The following is a 19,818-nucleotide window of genomic DNA, read 5'->3' on the forward strand; positions in this document are numbered from 1 at the left end:
TGTCAATTCAAACCATCTCGCTAAAAAACTGCTAAGTATTTAGTCGAGCTCACTTTTTTACTGGTGAGCCTGGTTTTTTGAATAGACTTTGCCGGAAAAAGAACGCAATTCAGCATCTGTTTAGCTGATAAGTCATCGTTCGGATATTAGAATATGAGGCTTTCGGTGCAAAAGTGTGCCAGATCACTTACTCTTCATTTATGAAGTTGTAATCATCGACAGATAGTAAACCGGATTTTCTTACCAGTCTGGAGCGTACGTCGACTTCTGCAAGGTCGTAGGCGTGCATCCATTGGCACTCATCGGGGCAGCGACCGACGATATCGTAGTTTTTTCCGGCAGGGATGTAGAACTCTTCGAAGGGCTCCAGATTGATAAACTGGCCGTTGATGCCTATAGACATACCCGAGGTGAGAGCGACAAAGATTTCTTCTGCCTCAGCAAATAAATTTCTCCAGATGCGGCCTGGCGTGTCGATTTGGTGGTGAAATGCGTAGCCACGTTCGCGAAAGCTTGCTTGCAGCTCCTGTTTCTGTTGTTCAAGGTGAGACAGTTCAGCTAAAAGCAAGCAATGCTCCTTTAATTTAGACCTTAGGCTAACTAATAAATTATGGGTAAGCACCATCCGAAGACAGTCGCTTGACTACAAAAAGGAATATGGCAATCTAATACCATTCAATATCGCAATATTGGGTATTGCAATCCCCAATATTTACACCAACTTATTCGTGGTGGGTGATTAAAAGACAATAGAATACCCCCTGTGCGCGTAATCCCAAAAGTTGTTGGAAAACCAATGCAATTTGCAACCCAACAGTGGTTAGAAGAATGGTTTGCCCCACTCGCTCAAAGCGAAGGTGTGAGTGCAACCAGACATGAGTGTGTCGAAGTGATTCGCATGACAATGGCGACAAAGCCTCGCGCTGTTATGTATTCACCAAGCATTCGTATCGTTTTTCAGGGTCTGGTCAGAGGCCATTTGGGTAGTCAGAGTTTCCTCTATTCCCAGCAGAGCTATGCCGCGCTCGTTTCTCCGATCCCGCTTGAGATTGAGATTGTAGAAGCGTCTCCTGAGAAGCCTCTCTACGCGGTCAATTTGGCGATCGATATCAATGTCTTGGCAGAACTGATGCTGCTTATCGAGCAGGAGCCTCTCGAGTTTGAGTATGGCGAAACGCTTGGTCGTCCAGCGCATCTGTCTGAAGAGGCATTGTTTTCTGTCTGTCGCCTGATGCAGACGCTAAATAGCGAAGAACAAACTAAAATTCTCGCTGATGGGTACTATCGCGAGTTTTTGTACCACGTGCTCAAGTCCGAGTACGGTGCAAGCCTGAGGGTGCTGTTCCAGAATAGTGAGAAGTCTCAAGGGATTGCGCGAGTTCTTCAAGTGTTGCACGAGGATTTCTCAACAAATCTCAGCGTAGACCAAATGGCGAAGATGGCATGTATGAGCATTTCTGCTTTCCATGCTGGCTTTAAAGGTGCCACCGGTCTTTCTCCGCTGCAGTACGTTAAGTCGATCCGCTTGCATAAGGCGCGGTCTATGATGCTGAGCCAGAATATGAGCGCCAGTCAGGCTGCTTATCGGGTTGGTTATGCAAGTCCGTCGCAGTTCAGCCGTGAGTTCAAGCGGTTCTTTGGCAGCTCTCCAACCCAGGAAGCAGCGAAGTTTCGTGTTTTAGCGTAACGCATAATGTGCTCGCTTATAGGTTTTTGACACGCGCACTCCGAAAGGAGGGCGCGTGTTTTTCGTTGTGCGCTCTACGCAATTTTCCTAGAGTTGCCGCGCATCTGATGATTATCAAGAAAACTGGTGAAGCGCATACGGGATAGCTCAGTGCCTTGCCTTGGGGTTCGGGAATGAATAAGGCAACGGGTACACAAACAGAGCTTAAGCTCTCGGCTGGTCGTACGGCTGTCATCGGCGCATTGCTGGTGACGATTGGCCCGCTTTCTATGGCGCTTTATACGCCTGCTTTGCCGACTTTGGCGGAGGTGTTTGGGACGACGGCTGCTGTCGCCAAGCTTACACTTACCGTTTATTTTGCAGGCTTCACGCTGGCGCAGCTGTTGTGCGGGCCTCTTTCTGATGCGTTTGGGCGCCGTCCTATCATTCTCGGGTTCTTTAGCTTGTATTTGCTCGGCAGCCTTTTGGCGTGGTTGGCGCCCAACATTGAAATGCTGCTGCTTGGCCGGCTGATACAAGGGATTGGTGCGTCCAGCGGAATTGCGGTGGCGCGTGCGATTGTGCGAGATCAGTTTTCTGGTGAGGCTGGTGCGCGGATTATGAACTTGCTGGCCGTGATGCTGGGGATCGGGCCTGCTATCTCTCCGACAATTGGCGCTTTAACGCTCAGCGCGTTTGGTTGGCAGGCGATCTTTATTTTGATGGTGATCTATGCCGGGTTTATCCTGCTGTTAACGCTCACCGTTTTGCCGGAAACCAATTCCCACCGAGATGTGAAGCTTATTCGTCCGAGGCAGATGGCGGCTTCCTATTGGACGCTGCTGAGGTCTTTTGAGTTCATGCAGCCCTCGCTGATCCTCGGGTTTACTATTGGCGTGATCTATACGCTCTCGACGGTCTTGCCGTTTGTTTTGATTGAGCGACTTGGGTTGACGCCTTTGCAATTCGGTATGGGGATGGTGCTTCAATCAGGGTCGTTCTTTGCTGGTGGAGTAGCTACCCGTTTGCTCTTACGGCGGTTCAGCACAGAGGCGCTTCTTGGGCCGGCGCTGGTTTTGTGCGGCTTGGGTGGATTGGCGTTGTTTACTGTCACGCAGCTTGAATATCTGAGCTTTTTGAGCATCATGATCCCGATTGGTGTGTTTGCTTTTGGCGCTTCAATGGCTCTGCCAGCTCTCTCTATGCGAGGAATGGAGCCGTTTCCCAAGATTGCAGGGGCTGCTTCTGCTTTGATGGGCTTTATGCAGATGGCGGGTGGTTTTCTGGGAAGTCTGGTTACCGCGATTGTTGTGCCTGACCCTGTGACCGCTCTGGGCGTTGTGATGCCAGGCATGGCCTTTCTCGCGCTGTTCCTGTTTGTGTTGCCGGTAAAAAAACGAGACGTGGAAGAACAGTCTGTCAGTCCTTAAAAGCGCGCTGATTTGATCACCATGCAGTAAATATCGGCCATATCTTGTAGCAGGTAGAAAAGGTCTTTTGATTTTTGCTGGAAACAAAGGCGATGGGAGGCTATGAGGGGCCAGAAATTGGGAGGGAACCCTTATGGCAGAGTTTGATCATAGATTGCTGGAAAGCTCTCAGCGTCCGCTCGTCATGGGCATATTGAATGTAACTCCAGACAGCTTTTCTGATGGCGGACAGTTTGATGCACCAGCAGTGGCGTTGGCGCATGCAAATGAAATGATCGCTGAAGGTGCTGACATCATTGATGTTGGCGGCGAGAGCACGCGGCCCGGAGCGACGGTTGTTCAGGAACAGGATGAGCTGGAGCGTGTTCTGCCGGTTCTTGAGCTGATCAAAGAACTGCCGGTGCTGATTTCCATTGATACCTATAAGGTGAGAGTTGCTGCTGAGGCTTGCAAGGCCGGTGCGCATATCGTGAATGACGTTTGGGGCCTGCAGAAAGACCCTGAGATGGCCGGTGCTGTGGCAGATGCTGGTGTGCCGGTGGTTATGATGCATAACCGCAGTGAGGTGAATGAGAAGCTGGATATCATGAGCGATATTGATCGCTTTTTTGAAAAGTCCCTCAAGCTGGCTTCTGATGCAGGCATTCCCGAAGAATACCAGATTCTTGATCCTGGTTTTGGGTTTGGCAAAACTCTTCAGCAGAACTATCAGATCCTGAGCCGGCTCTCAGAACTTCGGAAATTCGGCCGTCCTGTCCTAGCGGGAGCTTCTCGCAAGCGGATGGTTGGATATGTGTTGAATAATGAAGCGCCAGAGCGTATGGCTGGGTCGCTTGCAGTACATACGCTGGCTCTGCAAAACGGAGCACAGATCCTGCGAGTTCATGATGTGAAACCGCACGTGGATGCAGTACGGATCTTCCAGGCGATGAAGGAACTAGGCAGCAGCCAATAATGACACAAGAAAAAATTGTTGCAGCTCTAGGTTTGGGCTCAAATCTTGGCGATACAAAAGCGAATATCGACGGTGCAGTGGCCGCATTGAATGCCGTCGACGGAATCTCAGTTTTGCAGAAATCATCTGATTACCGGACCCCGCCTTGGGGGCCTGTACCGCAAGATGACTACCGCAATTGTTGCATTACCGTGGAGACGGTTCTTTCTCCGCGTGCGCTGTTGAATGCCGGTCTTGATGTTGAGAAGCAGTTGGGCCGTGTGCGTGATGTGCGCTGGGGGCCACGGACGATTGATATTGATCTTCTGATCTATGATCATGCAAGCGTTGAGGAAGAGGGACTTCAAGTGCCTCATCCGCGCATGGGCGAGCGTGCCTTTGTGCTTATTCCGCTTGCTGAGATCTGGCCGGAGGCGCCGCTATTGGATGGGCGAACCGCCGCAGAAGCGTTGGAAACCTGCGGAGAGAAAGAAGGCATCTACAAGCTGTAGATGCCTTGTCTTTGATCAGGCCGTTTTCATTCTGGCGACAAGATTATCTTTCAGTACCAGTTGATGATACAGCGCTGCGATGACGTGCAGCGCAAATGATGCAAGCAAGATCGGGGCTGCATAGCCATGGATTGCGGCTGGCGGGATGGTGATGTTTTCTGGCCAGGCTTGCCAGTCTCCTGCCATTGCGAGTTCCATGAGGCCTGCAAACAATGACATGCTCATGCCGGAGATGACCAAAGCCAGGGGCGCGAGGTAGAGGAGCAAGTGGACCAGCTTGGATAAGCTGATCATGACGATGCCCCAATTGGGATCAGGTTTTGGACGTGCATGCTTGATCAACAGGACGATGCGATAGACCAGGAACAGGCCTGTCAGAGCGCCTAGCCCTGCATGTGCCATGAAGATATTGAGCTTTTCAGGCGAGATTGCGCTTCCTTCGAGAACTTTTCCCAAAATGAACACAGCAATGATGGTGACGGCGAACAACCAATGAAGGATGATTGTCGGGCGGCTATATTTTTGTGGTGATGACATTGGGCTTACCTTTGGCGATAGGAATGTAGTTATTTTAGTTTACATGTAAATTAGATGTCAATAATATAATGAGATCAAAATATTCAGGAATTCGATGACCGAGACCCCCTCTTATCTGCCCTCTATGGGGCGACTGCTGAACACCTTGTCTGAAGCAGCTTGCAACTTGGCTGAGGACTACTTACGTCCGCACGATATTTCTCTGGCGCAGTGGGTCGTGCTTTCTGCGTTGTGGCGGCAAGATGGACTGAACGTCTCGGAGCTTTCGGAGTATTCAAGCAAGAAGACAGCTGCGCTTTCTCGCTTGCTGGACCGCATGGAGAGCAAGGGGCTGGTCAGCCGTAGTGCTGTTGAGGATGACAAGCGGTCGGTGAAAATCCATCTCACGGAGAAAGGGCAGGGACTGTCTCATCTGATTGATATGTACAAGCATGTGAATGGGATTTTGCTGTCAGATTTGACCGAAACTGAGAAGGAACAGTTGCTCCCAATGCTAGAGCGTATGCTCAAAAGCGTTCAGGTAAAATCCAGAAAGTCGTGAAATCTGAACCTGATACTAGCGTTCTCTGTCAAAACAGCAGGGACCTCCGAAAAGAAAATTCATAGAATTAGCATTTTGCTCTTGAAGCTATAGCGACTAGAGGTCTTATCTTCTCTTGCAATGAAGAAATTGCATGGAGTGGATCATGTCCAACGCGGAAGATCGAGGCCAGAAACTCTCTCCGGAAGAGATCGAAGATCAAACCACGAAAAGCTGCTGTTCTAACAAAGCGGTGCAGCCTCAGGATACTGAGGGTTCCTGCTGTTCTGGTGACAGTGCTGTTCAAGAGAACGAGACCTCTTGCTGCTCCTCTGATTATGATAGCTCTGAAGATGATTGCTGCAGTTCTGCTAGAGAGCATGAGCATACGCATATACATGCCCATACAGGTTGCGGGTGTTCCAGCCAAAGTGAAGCGGCTATTCCCGATGTAACCAACTGGAAGGGCGCACGTTCTTTCCGGGTTGAGGGGCTGTGCTGCGCGGAAGAGATGGGAATTCTTCGCCGTGTTGTTGGGCCTGTTGTTGGTGATCCTGAATACCTTGCGTTTGATGTTTTGAACGGCAAGATGATCGTCTCTCCTGTTGCGCGTGACGTCGCTGATGAGAAGATCATCAAGGCGGTTGATACGACAGGCATGAAGGCTGCTCTGTTCATTGAACAAGAAGCAGCGGATGCCCGTGCAAAGCAGCATCGGCGTCTTGGTACATTTACAGTTGCCAGTGGCTTGTTCTGGGCAATTGCGCTTGTTGTTCAGGCGGTTTTGTTTTTCTCCAGCACCAACTCTACGGATGTGTTTAGTGTCTTCCAGTCCGTGCCGTCCGGGCCGGTAGAAGTTCTGTACATGCTCGCCATCGTCGCAGGATTGCGGTTGGTGGCGCCTAAGGGATGGTATGCGCTCAAGACGTTGCGGCCTGATATGAACCTGCTGATGCTGGTTGCTGTCGCAGGTGCTATCGGCATTGGAGAGTGGTTTGAAGGTGCGACGGTCGCCTTCCTGTTTTCTCTCTCGCTTTATCTGGAAAGCTGGAGTGTTGGGCGTGCGCGTAAAGCTGTTGCAGCGCTTATGGATATTGTCCCAACCGTTGTTCGCCTGCTTAAGCCTAACGGAAGTGAAGAAGACGTTCCTGCCAACAGTGTGAAGCCTGGCGCGACTTTTGTTGTTCGGGGTGGGGATCGTATTCCGCTTGATGGCGTCGTGCGCAAAGGTGTTGGCAGTGTCGATCAAGCTCCTATCACGGGTGAAAGTGTGCCCGTGATGAAAGAGGCGGGTGATGATGTTTATGCTGGTACTATCAACGGGGAAGGCAGCTTTGAAGTAGAAGCAACCAAGGGTGCTGATGACACCATGCTTGCCCGTATTATTCGCATGGTGAGTGAGGCGCAGGCCCGGCGTGCTGCAGCAGAACAATGGGTTGAAAAGTTTGCCCGCGTTTACACGCCTGCGGTGATGGTTCTTGCGATTTTGCTCGCTACGATTCCGCCTCTGCTGTTTGGTGCAGCATGGATGGATTGGTTCTACCGTGCACTTGTGCTGCTGGTTATTGCCTGCCCATGTGCGCTGGTTATCTCTACGCCCGTCTCCATCGTGGCTGGCTTGACCTCGGCAGCTCGCAATGGCGTGCTGATTAAGGGCGGTGTTTTCCTTGAATTGCCTGCGCGGTTAAAAGCTTTGGCCTTTGACAAGACTGGCACTATTACAAATGGTCTGCCGACTGTGACTGATGTTTATCCGTTGTCTGGTCATAGCGTTGAAGAGCTTCTTACACGTGCTGCTTCCTTGGAAGCTCGAAGTTCTCACCCACTTGCAGAAGCGATCCTGACACGTGCTAAGGAAGATGGTGTTGAGTATCAGGCTGCTGAGAATGTTGAGCTGTTGCCGGGGCGCGGTCTTTCAGGCCAGCGAAACGGTAAGAGCTACTGGCTGGGATCTCGTCGCTTCCTGAATGAAAAGGACTTCGATATTGGTGAAGCCGATGCGAAGGCGCGTGAATTAGAAGCTGAAGGGAAGACTGTTGTTGCAGTTGGAACTGATGCGCATGTCTGCGGGTTGATTGCCCTGGCTGATACCGTTCGCGATACGGCAGAAGAGCTTGTGTCTCAGCTGCATAAAGCAGGCGTTGTGAAGCTGGTTATGCTGACTGGTGATAATAAGGCGACGGCTGAACGTGTTGCATCCTCTGTCGGTATTGATGAGGTGCGTGCCGAGTTGCTGCCGGAAGATAAGGTCGCAGCCGTTGAGCAGCTCTCTCATGAATATGAGACAGTTGCGATGATCGGCGATGGTGTGAATGATGCGCCTGCCATGGCACGAGCCAGCTTTGGCATTGCGATGGGCGCGATTGGTTCTGATGCTGCTATTGAGACCGCTGATATCGCGTTGATGAAAGATGACCTTTCCCGCTTGCCGTGGCTCATTCACCATTCCAAGCGGACGCTCCAGATCATTCACCAGAACATCGCATTTGCATTTATCGTGAAAGGTATTCTGGTGGTGCTGACCGCAATGGGCTTTGCCAGCCTTTGGGCCGCGATACTGGGTGATGTGGGAGCCACGTTGATTGTGGTAACCAACGCTCTGCGGTTGCTGAAGGACAAAGCGTAATTGCTAAAGCAGTTCGCATTTAAGCTGAATCACATGAACTGCTTTAGCCTTTGTTTTTGCGTATCTCCGAAAACCGGTTTCCACTTTTCGGAGATACGCTGTAAAAGAAAAGCCGAGGTGGTTTGCCTCGGCTTTTGATCTCTTACTTTATGTAGAGCGCAGTTTCATTTGCGATCTGAATGTTTTTGTTGCGCGCAGCGCCCATAATCAGGAACCAATCGATCAACGTCCAGATGCCGAGTGCACCGAATGTGATGAGCTTGAGGATTCCGAGGCCGATCTGACCGGTGTAGAAGCGGTCGATGCCAAAGCTGCCGAGGAACAGGCCAAGCACGAGTGCTACAACAGGGTTCTTTTCTCTACCTGCAAACATCACGTCAAAATCAGCCTGTTTTTCAGCTGGGATGTTATCTCTCAGTGCTTTCAACTGCATAAAGTAATTTGCTTTGTTCATAATTCACCTTTCAATTGCACAGATGTGCGGGTGCAAATTTTTGATCGAAGAAGTAGCTCTTATATCTTTTGAATTGCAATCTGCAAGGTTTATATCGGTATCTTTTCGTCTGTTAAATTACTTAGTTGTTAGAGGCGGTTGGAATTTGGAGGTCTCGTCATTTGAGAGGTGAAATGACTGCCTTAACGAGAGGCTTGCGGAGAAGAGGGTTTGTTGATCCACCATCCGCCTGACTCTCGACCAGCAACAATCCAGTAGATAAAACCTGCGATAAATCCGGCTGATGCGGCAATGGATGAGCCGGGGCGGAAGCCTTCGGAGGCTGGTGTTGGGACTGTGGTTCCTGATGTTGAATAGGCGATGATACTGCCCGTCTCGCTGGATGCATAAAACAAGTCGGTTGGAAGAGCACCGCCAATGCCCCAAAGTACCAGCGCGATAATACCACCTGCGGATACGTGGTAGATAACGCCGCGCCATTTCATGAGTTCTGCAAAGCCAATTGCGAAGCCGCTCGGGATGAGAGAGAGCGCGCCAATCGCGCTTGCAGAGATGATGGTACTCCATGTGATCACCAGCAACTGAATGATGTCAGTCTCTGGTCCACCGTGAACACTCAAAGTTCTGAAAAAGCCCCAGGATAAAAACAAGCCCGCCGCAATGATTGCGAGTGAGAAACCAAGAGCAATCCGGAGCAGCTGGATGAAGAGCTTGGTTCCGTCGATCATTGTGCAGTCCTTTGCATCTGTCTCTGGTGTCTAGGAAAACGGCTCGCCCAGAATACACCAAGAGCTACTGAGCAGATGAGGATTTCAAATGCAAATGTCCAGTGCAATATGAAGCTCCAAATATAGTTGTCATAGATAGCTGGAATTTTGACCAGTTCAACTTGAAGTTTGGAAAATGGTGCAAGCCAGAATACGGGAGCAGCAACACTATCAAGGAGCATATGTAAAAGGCCGCCCATACCAAGGCCAAGCGGAATGACCCCAACACGGAAGTTCCGATGCAAAAGGATGGCAGACAGGGCAATAAGCATCATCCATGTTATTGGCCAGTGAGTAAGATAGTGTCGGTGATGGGTGCTTTGATTGTCTATGAGATAGATATAAAGCATGTCAGCGTCAGGTAAGACGCTGCCAATTGAAGTCCAAATGATGAGCTGTTTAGATTTTTGACCGAGGTATTTAGTTGCCGCTTTTCCGAGTAGATAGCCGGCGGGCAAATGGGCAATAAACATGATTGAAACCAATAGACTATGAAGGTCTAAGAAGCTTCAATCATGACTGTGGCGAGAGTTTGTGATGATCACAAAAACACGCGTGTTCGCACAAACGATTGGGGTTTCAGCTGTTCTGTGTTCTGGTCAGCAGCATGGCTACGCTGATGAAGTGGAAGTCGTAGAGGTGTGGAGCCTCGCGGATGCGCTCTTCGCCTCGGGCATAGATGCTGTCGAGGAGCTCGCTGAGGTTTGGCGTGCCTGAGAGAGCGGCCTGTAGTGGAGCTTCAGTGAAGGCTCGGTAGAAGTTCACCATTTGCTGGGCGTAGGCTGAGGCGTCGTTGTCTTGCTTGTACTGCTCAACAAATGAGACAGGTGTTTCATAGCATTCTGCTTTGTCTATGGTGAACAGGTGAGATAGCGAGCCACTCTCGGGTTTTACTGGGGCTGTGAGCTGCTCCAAGTTGCGTATATAGACAGGATGATAGTAGCGCTCGTAGGCATCTTGAGAGATTGAGTGGTTGGCGACGTGATCAAGCAAAGACAGATTGAACAAGTTCACGATCCCGTCTGCGGTTGAGACATCTTCATTTCTGCCGACAGTTTGCAGTAGGAGTTTGCCGCCTGGCTCAAGCTCATTTGCCCGTGCCTTCAAAAATGTTTCCAGATCATAGGCAGCCTGTCTCTCGAGTATTTCTCTATCCTGTGCTGAAACTGAGCCTTTTTCGGTAGCGAGGCTCGGGCCGTTTGGCAGAACGTAGTCGGGTAGACGTTCCAATGGGCGCTCTGAGAGGAACACTGTGGCGTTGAAGGATGTGGCCAGATGGGTGGAGCTGGGAGGCAAAAGCTGGTTGAACATGGAACCACCTACAATACTGCCGAAAACAGTTGGGTCGGTGTAGGGCGGCTGGGCACGGTTGCCGATGGCATCAAGCAAGGTGGAATAATCGTTGCTGGGCAGGTCACTATGGATTGTCTGGATCGAGTTGCTCCCACGTTGTCTGGCAGCTGCAGTGAGCTGCGCCATGATCTGCATTGAGTTTGCACCCTCAGAACATCCGTAGTCTACAAAACGTAGGAGAGAACTATCGTTTGGCATTGGTAGGCTGGCCATGGCTTCATGCAGCCATGGATACACATAGGCAATTGTGGCTTGTTGTGGTGTGGAGTTTTTGTTGTAAAACCCCTTGCCTTTCATGCCAGTTGTTGTGGCGTGCTGTTGAGAGGGATGTGCTTTCTCGGTCATTGCATTGATGTCCAGTTGCTTCATCTGTCCTGAATGGGACGATAGCCGGACTCCGTGCATATGACGTGAATGAGACAAAGAAGGCCGGCGTTTCAGACAAACGCCGGCCTTCTTTTTGCATTCATGCTTTATTTTGCTCAGGCTTCGCCTTGAGCCTGTGCTTTCTCCAGCGCTTCACGCTCAGATTTGCGGAGACGCTCGGATGCTGACTTCAGCTGACCACAGGCTGCAAAGATATCTCGTCCGCGTGGTGTGCGGATTGGAGAAGCATAACCTGCGCGGTTCACAACATCTGCGAACTCTTCGATCTGCTCCCAATCGGAGCACTCATATGGAGAGCCCGGCCATGGGTTGAATGGCAACAGGTTGATTTTTGCCGGGATGCCTTTGAGCAACTGAACCAGTTTCTTTGCATCTTCCAAGCTGTCGTTGACGCCCTTCAGCATCACGTATTCGAAAGTGATGCGCTTTGCGTTGGACAGGCCCGGATAATCACGACATGCTTGCAGCAGTGTTTCCAGATTGTACTTCTTGTTGATCGGAACCAGCGTGTTGCGCAACTCGTCATTCACAGCATGCAGTGAGATTGCCAGCATGCAGCCGATTTCATCACCTGTTCGTGCGATCTCTGGTGTTACGCCAGACGTGGACAGTGTGATGCGGCGCTTGGAGAGGGATAGGCCGTCTCCATCAGAGGCGATCAGAAGTGCTTTCTTGACGTTCTCAAAATTATAAAGCGGCTCGCCCATGCCCATCATCACGATGTTGGTGATACGGCGACGGTTGGATGTGGATGCATCCAAGCCACCTTCCGGTGCATCTGCATCCGGGAAGTCGTTGAGGCGATCTTTCGCGAGCATGAGCTGCGCAAGGACCTCTTCAGCTGTCAGGTTGCGAACCATCTTCTGTGTGCCGGTGTGGCAGAACGTGCAGGTGAGGGTACAGCCGACCTGGGAAGAGATGCAGAGCGTGCCGCGATCTTCTTCTGGAATGTAGACAGTTTCTACTTCAACCGGCTTGCCAGCGCCACGTGATGGAAAGCGGAACAGCCATTTACGGGTGCCATCAACGGAGACCTGTTCAGTGACGATCTCTGGACGGGCAATGGTAAAGGCAAACTCCAGCTTAGTGCGCAGGTCTTTTGAGACATTGCTCATTTTGCCGAAATCGGAAATGCCCCGGACATAGAGCCAGTGCCACAGCTGGTTGACGCGCATGCGGATCTGGCGCTCAGGGACTCCAACTGCAGCAAGGGCATTGCCTAGCTCTTCACGGTTTAAGCCGATCAGAGATGGCTTTTCTTCCTGCACAGGAATGGTTGCAGGAGAAGGGTTTGCTGCGCTGGTTGCCGCTGGATCAGCGGATTTGTGCGCGATGTCTAACGATACCGCCATGGTCATTCACCAGTTTTTCTTAGATGCTTGGCTTTAAGCTTATGTTCTTTGCGTATTCAAACCCGAAAAATGTGCCTCACTTTTCGGCAATACGATTCAGCAGGAAAAATAACAGGTTATGTATACCCGTTGCTCGCTGCTAAAAATGCGAGAGGCGGTCGCTAGCAGCAACCGCCTACGTATTCGGCACGCTTATAGCCGAAATCGCTTAGTTTGAACATCCCAGATCTCAAATTGCGTGGCGGCAAGCTGGTGCAGGCAAGAGAACTCTGTAAATTCAAACAATTTCGGGCATCAGAACCTTATTGGCAGGCGCTGGATGCGTCTCTGACAGCAGCAGTGATGCCGCTCAAAGAGAATTTGTAGGAAGTTTGGGTGCCACGTGCGGACTGACCAGAAATAGACATGGAACTGCCTGCTTTCATTGCGTCAACCAAACGCTTTTCTTCCGCAGCGTTCTGAACCCATGCGCCGTCACCTTTGGTGAACATGGTGAACTGCTGACCATCAACATTGGTCGTGACCAAGGAGCCTTCTTTAAATGGATAACCCACTATAAAGCTTGGTTCATTAGCAACGCCTTCACTTGGACGGGTAGAAACGAAGAAGAAGACCTCTCCATGGTTTCTATCAGTCGGCAGTGACTGTGTTGGTGCGGAAATGGCATAACACACCTTACCACCGCTCTGGGTGTTAAAGGTGTAAGTTGCCCAATCCTTGTTTTCTTTCAAGAGGGCAGGAGACTGCGCATTTGCAGTCGCGCCCGAGATACCAAGAGCCATAAAGGCAGTTATCAGGATACGTGCTTGCATCTTCTCCAAACCGCGTTGCGTACGACAAAATCTGAGATTCTGTGCGAAAACCCATAAAACTTAATGTTAGGGTTACTTTAAAGATGGTTACAAAAGGGTTGATACCCTGTTTTTACAGAGGCAAAAAATTATTTGCCTTTGAACCGCTCTATGAATGCTGCCATCAGAAATCTGGCGGGAGTGTGGCACGCACAGCCATAATATCAAGCGTAAAGCCACTAATGAATTTCTGTTTTAAGTGATCGAAGACAGTAGATATGCAAGTTGATTTTCGGTTGTATTTAACGCGCTAGTAAATAAGGGCTAATCGCCTTTAAAAGCTCAGATTTTCCGGCATGTTTTCAAACTAATTGGCGGCATTTTACCCAGTAAAAAATATGGGCACCTTTCCACATAGTGTGCACAGATTGAGAGAAAATGCGAAGTGTGGAGCCTCAAAGAATTACGAATTTGTAATGTGAAAGAGACTGGGTGTGGGAAAGGGAAACACCTTAAAAATTTATACAAGGCATTTGCTATGGTGAGAAATAAAGGTTGCCGTTTCAGAGTATGTATCAGAAATGGCAACCGTATTTCGAATCACTCATGAGTTGCTGTCGAAGCCGGGAACCTTTCGGCCACTTCGGAAAATTGGAGCGCCGTGAATATGTTCCAGTAATGGATCTTTCGGGGCGCCTGCAGTGAGAGAGCGCTCAGCGTACTTTCCGTGTGCCATATAGCGGTCATACAAGACCAGAGCGGCAGCCACACCAACATTCAAGCAAAACTTGGTTGGGATTTTGACGATGTAATCGCAGCGATCCTGCATCTCTTGTGACAGAGAGCCACGTTCTGGTCCGAGTATATAAGCTGCTTGCAACGGATGCCCGAAGCTTGGAAGCTCGATCGCATCGTCGGTGAGCTCAACACCCACTATTTTACAGCCACGCGGGAATTGCATCTCATCAACCGAGTTCCAGGCGAAGTAGGGCAAGTGATCCGGGCTCTTGGAGGTATCAGCCTTCATCGCTTTGCCAAGGCCTTTGATGTGCGCGTCGACTGTAAAAAAGTAACTTGCTCCGAATGCATGACCAGTACGCATCAGCGTGCCAACATTCATGGATTTGGAAAGCCCTTCAGAGCCAATAGCAAAATAACCGCGCATGCCCAGTTTTTCTCGTTGTTGATGTTGTGCGCTTCATACCTCCAACTGTGGTGTTCCCGCAAGTGTAGCGGCATGTTTGGGTGTTTTAATCGCAAAATGGCACCAAAGACGGCTTTGAGATTTTGTGAATGCCCGTGTAATTTTGGAGGTCAGAGAGAGGGTCACATTTTATGAAAGCTGTTATCTGCGAAAAACTTGGGGGGCCGGATGATCTGGTCGTTCGAGAACTGGACGACCCGAATGTTGGAGCTGGAGAGGTGTTGGTTCGTGTGAAAGCGGCAGCACTCAATTACTTCGATACATTGATCATTCAAGGGAAGTATCAGTTTAAGCCGGAACTCCCGTTTTCGCCCTCGGGTGAAATGGCGGGCATTGTTGAAGCCGTCGGTGATGGTGTTTCGCGGTTCAAGGTTGGGGATCGGGTAGCCTCCTACGCGAAATGGGGAGCTGCAAGAGAGCTATATGTTGCCCCTGAACATGAACTGGTGCAGGTGCCGGATGAAGTTTCGCTCAAGCATGCAGCCGGACTTTTGATTGCTTACGGGACGGCTATTCACGGCCTTCGTAGCCGGGCGCGGTTACAGGCGGGGGAGACGGTTGCTGTGTTGGGTGCCTCTGGTGGAGCAGGGCAGGCTGCTGTTGAGGTTGCAAAGCTGATGGGAGCCCGGGTGATTGCTTGCGCGTCTTCGGAAGATAAGCTTGCTCACGCAAAAGCTTGCGGCGCTGATGTTCTGGTCAACTATTCTGAAGGTGGTCTGAAACAGAAGCTGAAGGATCTGACGGATGGTAAAGGGCTTGAGGTGGTCTACGACGTCATAGGCGGGGATCATGCTGATGATGCCTTGCGTGCAACGGGATGGCGTGGACGTTATCTGGTTGTTGGATTTGCCTCTGGAACGATCCAAAAGATCCCCGCGAACCTTACCTTGCTGAAAGGCTGTGATGTTCTCGGCGTGTTTTGGGGAGAGGCAGTGGTTCGTGAGCCTGAAGAGCATCACAAAGATTGTGAGCAGCTGTTCCAATGGGTTGCTGATGGGAAGTTGAAACCGCATATCCATGCAGAGTATCCGTTGGAAGACATTGCATTGGGCTTAGAGGAAATCTCGAGCCGCAGAGCCAAAGGGAAAGTGCTGCTCATTCCTTAATAGGTTGATATGGAAAAAGCGGGAGATGCTCCCGCTTTTCATCGTTAAATGGCAAGTCTGATTCCGTGGGATCAGGCTTCCAGCACAGCCATGACCGGTGCATGGTCAGATGGTTTTCCCCAACCGCGTGCGTCCCGTATAATCTGGACGTCTTTGGTGTGCTGCGCTGTTTCCGGGGTCATCCAGACATGGTCGAGACGGCGACCTTTGTTGGATGCGGACCAGTCTTTGGCGCGGTAGCTCCACCAGGTGTAAATCTTCTCATCCATCGGCATGTGTTTGCGCATGGTATCTACGTAGTTACCAGCTTCGCGAACATCTTCGAGGCGCTGGCATTCCAGCGGTGTGTGAGAGACGACTTTGATGAGTTGCTTGTGAGACCAGACATCGTTTTCGTAAGGTGCGATATTCAGGTCTCCAACAACGACTGACTGGCCGTCGAAACCCTTGAACCAGCTTTCCATTTCATCGAGGAACTTGAGCTTGTGAGCGAACTTGTCGTTGACCTCAGGGTCCGGCACATCGCCGCCTGCTGGGACGTAGAAGTTATGGATGCGGACTTTACCGCCATTAAAGGCAACATCTGCTGCGATATGGCGGGTATCGCCCATCTCGCAGAATTCTTTGCGCTCAACATTTTCCAGCGGCACGCGTGAGAGAAGAGCAACACCGTGGTAGCCCTTTTGACCGTGTACCTCTACATGACGATAGCCCAGCTTATTGATTGCTGCCGTTGGGAAGCTTCCATCCGGGCACTTTGTTTCCTGCAGGCACAAAACGTCAGGGGCGTGATCCAGTAACATTTTCTCGACAATAGGAAGGCGGAGGCGGACTGAGTTAATGTTCCACGTTACAATCTTGAGGCGGTTCGTCATGGGGGCGTGTTTACCTGCTTTGGAGAATCATACCTCAAACCTAAGGCTTAGGCGGGGTTCTGGCTAGAAAAACTGATGTGAACTGCGAATTTGTTCACGTTATATTCTTCAAAGCGAGACATAAATTGCTTCTAAAACCCGATGTTTTGTCAGCGCACGTTGTTAGCCCCTTGGTGGCACTCTTCTCCTAATTATGCTGGCTGTTGGTTTTGGCCAGCCTGCAATTAGGACTAGGGTCAAATGAAATACGCAATGCTTGTAGGCTGTTGTCTCGCAGCAGGTGTCGTGGTTCAATCTGTGAGTGCAAACAGCTTGTCTACGCGTTCAGGGTCCGTTGATTATCCCGGATTTCAGCAGGTTCAGTTCAATGAGCGCAGCAATATTATCCCACCCATCAAGCCTTTAGATCGACCAGTTGAGCCGGGAGACAGTTTGAGGCCGGGGCAAGCACAGCCCTACTTACCAACGGATCGGGATGCGGATCATTCGCAGTTCAATCCGCCTCCGGGAGCTTATCCTGCAGGATCTGCGCGTCCAGGCTCTTTGCCTCCACCACTTCCGGGTCCTTCAGGACCTCTGCCCGCAGCTCCACCGATTACAGGCTTGCCTCCAAGTCCAGGATCACCTGGTTCGCCGGGATTTAGTGGGCCATCCTATGGAGGCCCTTCTTATGGCCGATAGTACCTTAAAGAGGCTGGAAGGGAGCGTTATGAAGATTTTGGCTTGGGTGATTGCCGGTCTCGTTCTTCTGGCTGTTCTTATTTATTCCAATGCTGCTTTTGCACAGCGCGGGCATGCCGGATACACCACCAACGGTGTAAACATGAGGACAGGGCCTGGCACCAGATATCCTGTCATCACGACAATACCGGCGGGCGGTGTGGTTTTCATCAATTACTGCACCAAGAACGGTTCATGGTGTGACCTGACATTCCGAGGCGCTCCGGGGTGGGTTTCTGCCAGATATATTCGATATGGAGTTGCAGGGCCGCACTACTCTCGTACACTTCCTTATGTAGCACCGTATGTGGGTCTGCCCTTTGTCTATCGACGCTATCCAGTTTACCCGCGTTATCCGCGTTGGCGTCCATATCCACGCCCACGGCATGAAATTCCTGCTTATCCGTTGCAACCGTCACGGCCAATTGCTCCACCGATACGGCCAGCTATCCCGTTAACACCAGCTCAACCGATAGCGCCGCCATCAATACCAGCCACACCGTTGTCGCCTGCTCGATAGAAGAGAGCTCACGAGGTGCCTCGTGAGCTCTTGTTTCTCTATATCTTATGCTGCCAGCTGACTTCATGGTATTCGAAGGCGCTTCCATCCTTACGAACATGCCCTAGGCCGGGGAAGTCATGGTGGATGCCGACGACTGGTGTTCTATCTGCTGAAACCTGATCCAGTATTCTGCGCCGTGTTTGTCGAGCTACTTCCTGATCGGTATCGAATGCGATTGTCCAATCCGGGTTTGCAAACTGGAGCCCAATGGAGTGGACTGTGTCACCCCAGATCAGCACTTCTTCATTATTGGAGTGAATGCGGATGCCCATATGTCCGGGTGTGTGACCGGGAAGGAAGACAGCGTCCAGTCCCTTGATGAACTCGCCATCTTTGCTGATGAGCGTTTTTTGGTTTTCATAAGGCTTTGAAACGTTCTGAGCGAGATCAATGAAATGCTGGAGGTCTTTGGGGAACTTTGAGCGTGTGCCTTCATCATGCCAGAAGTTGTATTCGACCTCATGAACGATGAACTCAGCGTTCGGGAAGAGCTTTTCTCCCGATTTAGAGATCAGCCCCCCTACGTGATCGATGTGTAGATGCGTGAGCACTACGGCATCTACATCAGAGGCGTTATAGCCAGCTGCTTTCAGGTTTTGATGGAAACGACCAAGTGTCGGGCCCATTAGATCGGCGGTGCCAGTATCGACCACTACCAACTTGTCGCCCGTATTAATGAGATATCCGTTTACAGAGATAGACATGTCCGCCGTGTTGGGGCTGAGGAAATTTTGCTTTAGAGTTTCCTCAGCTACCTTCTGGTCAAACCCAATGACCAATGACGGATCTAAACCCAAGTGTCCGTCCAGAATTGCTGTAACTTCAATGTCTCCTACCGAGAAGCGATAGATGCCGGGAACCTGTGTTCCGATTTTGGGCGCTGCTGCGAGCGCAAGAGATGATATTGCCGGGGCAACTGCACCTGCGCCCGCAATGGACGCGGCTGCGGATATAAAAGATCGGCGTGAAAGTGTCATGAAAGGCTCCTCATTTACAAGCATGAGAGCAATATTGTGGGGTTGATACTGGAAGTGCAGAGGTCCAAGCCTTATCTTGGATATAAGCAGTGCTTATGGAGCAGTTATGGATCTTCTGAATTTACTGGAGAGTTTTGTTCGTGTCATTGACAACGGGTCGTTGAGTGGTGGTGCGCGTCAACGCCATATCAGTCAGCCCGCTATGAGCCAGCAGCTGAACCTGCTTGAAGCGCAGGTCGGGCAAGAGCTTGTTTTCCGAACTAACAAAGGCGTTAAGCCGACAGTTGCCGGAAAGATCGTTTATGAGCATGCTCAAAAGATGCTGCGTCAGAGCGCTCTGATGTTTGAGGAAGTACAGGACCAAGCAGCAGCAGAGAGTGGTTCATTGGTTGTTTCTGTTTCTCAGGCTATGGGCGCTGATATAATCACACCGCTTATCTTCGACCTTCGAAAGCAATACCCAGACCTTTCAGTCTCAATTAAAATGGATGATGATCTGATTGATGTTGTGCAAACCGGTATCGATTTAGCGATCCGTACAGGCATCACCGGAGATACCTCTGGGATTTCCAGAAAAATTGCGATTGTTGAAACCTGTTTGGCAGCCAGCCCAGACTATCTTGCAAAGCATGGTATGCCGCAAAGTCCCGAGGCGCTGTCTGACCTCAACTACATTCAATACAGATACGAGAAGTTGGTCAGTTCGCTGGATATGTTCCGACATGGGCAAAAGCATGTAGTTGCTTTGAAGTCTGAGTTTGTCGCTGGGCACCCCCAGGTGATGGTGCAAGCCTTGTTGAACTCAGTTGGATTTACGCGCATGCCGTTGTTTATGATGCGAGATTTTGAGGCAAACGGGCAATTACAACGGCTACTTCCTGACTATCAGTGCGAAGAGAAGCCGGTCTACCTTGTCTACCCTTCGCGCGATGCGGTGACACGTAAAACCGAGATCTTCATCGATGCGATGATTGAACGATTCCGGGATGCTCCGGGCATACGATTGGTTGGGCAGAAGCCTGTTCAACTTGCCCAACCTGCCTAA

At 50.6% G+C, this 19,818-nt stretch carries 21 protein-coding genes; 10 read left to right on the forward strand and 11 right to left on the reverse strand.

Features of this window, described 5'->3' with window-relative positions:
• Positions 1–187: 187 nt before the first annotated feature.
• Positions 188–568: a hypothetical protein gene (locus PsWM33_RS21285; protein WP_152986549.1), complete on the reverse strand. Its 381-nt coding sequence runs from the start codon at positions 566–568 to the stop codon at positions 188–190.
• A gap of 228 nt (positions 569–796) precedes the next feature.
• Here PsWM33_RS21285 and PsWM33_RS21290 point away from each other — a divergent pair, with 228 nt between their 5' ends.
• The 4 genes from PsWM33_RS21290 to folK all read left to right on the forward strand — a co-directional run bounded on the left by PsWM33_RS21290 (position 797) and on the right by folK (position 4,542).
• The gene (locus PsWM33_RS21290) at positions 797–1,687 is read left to right on the forward strand and encodes an AraC family transcriptional regulator (protein WP_208994687.1); all 891 of its coding nucleotides are present in this window, start codon (positions 797–799) and stop codon (positions 1,685–1,687) included.
• Positions 1,688–1,860: 173 nt separating this feature from the next.
• A complete protein-coding gene (locus PsWM33_RS21295; protein WP_063301568.1) occupies positions 1,861–3,096 on the forward strand; it encodes a multidrug effflux MFS transporter in 1,236 nt (411 codons plus the stop codon).
• Between the two features lie 133 nt (positions 3,097–3,229).
• On the forward strand, positions 3,230–4,051 hold the full coding sequence (gene folP, locus PsWM33_RS21300; protein ID WP_063301569.1) for a dihydropteroate synthase: 822 nt from the start codon (positions 3,230–3,232) through the stop codon (positions 4,049–4,051).
• On the forward strand, positions 4,051–4,542 hold the full coding sequence (folK, locus tag PsWM33_RS21305) for a 2-amino-4-hydroxy-6-hydroxymethyldihydropteridine diphosphokinase (RefSeq protein WP_057460749.1): 492 nt from the start codon (positions 4,051–4,053) through the stop codon (positions 4,540–4,542). The genes folP and folK overlap by 1 nt, the downstream gene beginning before the upstream one ends.
• A gap of 15 nt (positions 4,543–4,557) precedes the next feature.
• On the opposite strand, the gene PsWM33_RS21310 is transcribed toward folK, so the two are convergent.
• Positions 4,558–5,079 carry a cytochrome b gene (locus tag PsWM33_RS21310; protein ID WP_063286115.1) on the reverse strand — a complete coding sequence of 174 codons (522 nt, stop codon included), beginning with the start codon at positions 5,077–5,079 and terminating at the stop codon, positions 4,558–4,560.
• A 94-nt stretch (positions 5,080–5,173) separates the two neighbouring features.
• Between PsWM33_RS21310 and PsWM33_RS21315 the strand changes: the two genes are divergently transcribed.
• The gene (locus PsWM33_RS21315) at positions 5,174–5,620 is read left to right on the forward strand and encodes a MarR family winged helix-turn-helix transcriptional regulator (RefSeq protein ID WP_063291126.1); all 447 of its coding nucleotides are present in this window, start codon (positions 5,174–5,176) and stop codon (positions 5,618–5,620) included.
• A gap of 145 nt (positions 5,621–5,765) precedes the next feature.
• Positions 5,766–8,225 carry a heavy metal translocating P-type ATPase gene (locus PsWM33_RS21320; protein WP_208994688.1) on the forward strand — a complete coding sequence of 820 codons (2,460 nt, stop codon included), beginning with the start codon at positions 5,766–5,768 and terminating at the stop codon, positions 8,223–8,225.
• Between the two features lie 142 nt (positions 8,226–8,367).
• On the opposite strand, the gene PsWM33_RS21325 is transcribed toward PsWM33_RS21320, so the two are convergent.
• From PsWM33_RS21325 to PsWM33_RS21355, 7 genes are all read right to left on the reverse strand, one after another.
• Positions 8,368–8,679 (reverse strand): TM2 domain-containing protein, encoded by a 312-nt coding sequence (locus PsWM33_RS21325; RefSeq protein WP_063301571.1) that lies wholly within the window; start codon positions 8,677–8,679, stop codon positions 8,368–8,370.
• Positions 8,680–8,861: 182 nt separating this feature from the next.
• Entirely contained in the window at positions 8,862–9,407 is a 546-nt protein-coding gene (locus tag PsWM33_RS21330; protein ID WP_063301572.1) for a hypothetical protein, read from the reverse strand.
• Positions 9,404–9,919, reverse strand: a complete 516-nt coding sequence (locus PsWM33_RS21335) for a metal-dependent hydrolase (RefSeq protein WP_063301573.1) — start codon at positions 9,917–9,919, stop codon at positions 9,404–9,406. The genes PsWM33_RS21330 and PsWM33_RS21335 overlap by 4 nt, the downstream gene beginning before the upstream one ends.
• Before the next feature lie 106 nt (positions 9,920–10,025).
• Positions 10,026–11,144, reverse strand: a complete 1,119-nt coding sequence (locus PsWM33_RS21340) for a hypothetical protein (RefSeq protein WP_063301633.1) — start codon at positions 11,142–11,144, stop codon at positions 10,026–10,028.
• A gap of 137 nt (positions 11,145–11,281) precedes the next feature.
• Positions 11,282–12,538, reverse strand: a complete 1,257-nt coding sequence (rlmN, locus tag PsWM33_RS21345) for a 23S rRNA (adenine(2503)-C(2))-methyltransferase RlmN (protein WP_063301634.1) — start codon at positions 12,536–12,538, stop codon at positions 11,282–11,284.
• 302 nt (positions 12,539–12,840) lie between these two features.
• Complete coding sequence (locus PsWM33_RS21350) at positions 12,841–13,320, reverse strand: invasion associated locus B family protein (protein ID WP_063286442.1); 480 nt, start codon at positions 13,318–13,320, stop codon at positions 12,841–12,843.
• 613 nt (positions 13,321–13,933) lie between these two features.
• The gene (locus PsWM33_RS21355) at positions 13,934–14,494 is read right to left on the reverse strand and encodes an RNA methyltransferase (protein WP_063301574.1); all 561 of its coding nucleotides are present in this window, start codon (positions 14,492–14,494) and stop codon (positions 13,934–13,936) included.
• 170 nt (positions 14,495–14,664) lie between these two features.
• On the opposite strand from PsWM33_RS21355, the gene PsWM33_RS21360 reads away from it, so the two are divergent.
• On the forward strand, positions 14,665–15,639 hold the full coding sequence (locus PsWM33_RS21360) for an NADPH:quinone oxidoreductase family protein (RefSeq protein ID WP_063301575.1): 975 nt from the start codon (positions 14,665–14,667) through the stop codon (positions 15,637–15,639).
• Positions 15,640–15,710: 71 nt separating this feature from the next.
• Here PsWM33_RS21360 and xth read toward each other — a convergent pair whose 3' ends face one another.
• Complete coding sequence (gene xth, locus PsWM33_RS21365) at positions 15,711–16,514, reverse strand: exodeoxyribonuclease III (RefSeq protein WP_193778446.1); 804 nt, start codon at positions 16,512–16,514, stop codon at positions 15,711–15,713.
• 240 nt (positions 16,515–16,754) lie between these two features.
• On the opposite strand from xth, the gene PsWM33_RS27190 reads away from it, so the two are divergent.
• Positions 16,755–17,195, forward strand: coding sequence for a hypothetical protein (locus PsWM33_RS27190; protein ID WP_153039988.1), 441 nt, complete (start codon positions 16,755–16,757; stop codon positions 17,193–17,195).
• Positions 17,196–17,223: 28 nt separating this feature from the next.
• On the forward strand, positions 17,224–17,754 hold the full coding sequence (locus PsWM33_RS26955; protein WP_208989396.1) for an SH3 domain-containing protein: 531 nt from the start codon (positions 17,224–17,226) through the stop codon (positions 17,752–17,754).
• Between the two features lie 38 nt (positions 17,755–17,792).
• Here PsWM33_RS26955 and PsWM33_RS21375 read toward each other — a convergent pair whose 3' ends face one another.
• Positions 17,793–18,773 carry an MBL fold metallo-hydrolase gene (locus PsWM33_RS21375; protein WP_063294499.1) on the reverse strand — a complete coding sequence of 327 codons (981 nt, stop codon included), beginning with the start codon at positions 18,771–18,773 and terminating at the stop codon, positions 17,793–17,795.
• Between the two features lie 106 nt (positions 18,774–18,879).
• Between PsWM33_RS21375 and PsWM33_RS21380 the strand changes: the two genes are divergently transcribed.
• Complete coding sequence (locus PsWM33_RS21380) at positions 18,880–19,818, forward strand: LysR family transcriptional regulator (RefSeq protein ID WP_057463552.1); 939 nt, start codon at positions 18,880–18,882, stop codon at positions 19,816–19,818.

It is taken from the genome of Pseudovibrio sp. WM33, from assembly GCF_001623165.1.
Classification (GTDB): Bacteria; Pseudomonadota; Alphaproteobacteria; order Rhizobiales; family Stappiaceae; genus Pseudovibrio.

What these genes read in the sequence shown, in the direction of transcription:
- PsWM33_RS21290 (WP_208994687.1), top strand. Translation starts at nt 797, where the DNA reads ATGCAATTTGCAACCCAACAGTGGTTAGAAGAATGGTTTGCCCCACTC.
- PsWM33_RS21295 (WP_063301568.1), top strand. Translation starts at nt 1,861, where the DNA reads ATGAATAAGGCAACGGGTACACAAACAGAGCTTAAGCTCTCGGCTGGT.
- folP (WP_063301569.1), top strand. Translation starts at nt 3,230, where the DNA reads ATGGCAGAGTTTGATCATAGATTGCTGGAAAGCTCTCAGCGTCCGCTC.
- folK (WP_057460749.1), top strand. Translation starts at nt 4,051, where the DNA reads ATGACACAAGAAAAAATTGTTGCAGCTCTAGGTTTGGGCTCAAATCTT.
- PsWM33_RS21310 (WP_063286115.1), bottom strand. Translation starts at nt 5,079, where the DNA reads ATGTCATCACCACAAAAATATAGCCGCCCGACAATCATCCTTCATTGG.
- PsWM33_RS21315 (WP_063291126.1), top strand. Translation starts at nt 5,174, where the DNA reads ATGACCGAGACCCCCTCTTATCTGCCCTCTATGGGGCGACTGCTGAAC.
- PsWM33_RS21320 (WP_208994688.1), top strand. Translation starts at nt 5,766, where the DNA reads ATGTCCAACGCGGAAGATCGAGGCCAGAAACTCTCTCCGGAAGAGATC.
- PsWM33_RS21325 (WP_063301571.1), bottom strand. Translation starts at nt 8,679, where the DNA reads ATGAACAAAGCAAATTACTTTATGCAGTTGAAAGCACTGAGAGATAAC.
- PsWM33_RS21330 (WP_063301572.1), bottom strand. Translation starts at nt 9,407, where the DNA reads ATGATCGACGGAACCAAGCTCTTCATCCAGCTGCTCCGGATTGCTCTT.
- PsWM33_RS21335 (WP_063301573.1), bottom strand. Translation starts at nt 9,919, where the DNA reads ATGTTTATTGCCCATTTGCCCGCCGGCTATCTACTCGGAAAAGCGGCA.
- PsWM33_RS21340 (WP_063301633.1), bottom strand. Translation starts at nt 11,144, where the DNA reads ATGACCGAGAAAGCACATCCCTCTCAACAGCACGCCACAACAACTGGC.
- rlmN (WP_063301634.1), bottom strand. Translation starts at nt 12,538, where the DNA reads ATGGCGGTATCGTTAGACATCGCGCACAAATCCGCTGATCCAGCGGCA.
- PsWM33_RS21350 (WP_063286442.1), bottom strand. Translation starts at nt 13,320, where the DNA reads ATGGCTCTTGGTATCTCGGGCGCGACTGCAAATGCGCAGTCTCCTGCC.
- PsWM33_RS21355 (WP_063301574.1), bottom strand. Translation starts at nt 14,494, where the DNA reads ATGCGCGGTTATTTTGCTATTGGCTCTGAAGGGCTTTCCAAATCCATG.
- PsWM33_RS21360 (WP_063301575.1), top strand. Translation starts at nt 14,665, where the DNA reads ATGAAAGCTGTTATCTGCGAAAAACTTGGGGGGCCGGATGATCTGGTC.
- xth (WP_193778446.1), bottom strand. Translation starts at nt 16,514, where the DNA reads ATGACGAACCGCCTCAAGATTGTAACGTGGAACATTAACTCAGTCCGC.
- PsWM33_RS27190 (WP_153039988.1), top strand. Translation starts at nt 16,755, where the DNA reads ATGAAATACGCAATGCTTGTAGGCTGTTGTCTCGCAGCAGGTGTCGTG.
- PsWM33_RS26955 (WP_208989396.1), top strand. Translation starts at nt 17,224, where the DNA reads ATGAAGATTTTGGCTTGGGTGATTGCCGGTCTCGTTCTTCTGGCTGTT.
- PsWM33_RS21375 (WP_063294499.1), bottom strand. Translation starts at nt 18,773, where the DNA reads ATGACACTTTCACGCCGATCTTTTATATCCGCAGCCGCGTCCATTGCG.
- PsWM33_RS21380 (WP_057463552.1), top strand. Translation starts at nt 18,880, where the DNA reads ATGGATCTTCTGAATTTACTGGAGAGTTTTGTTCGTGTCATTGACAAC.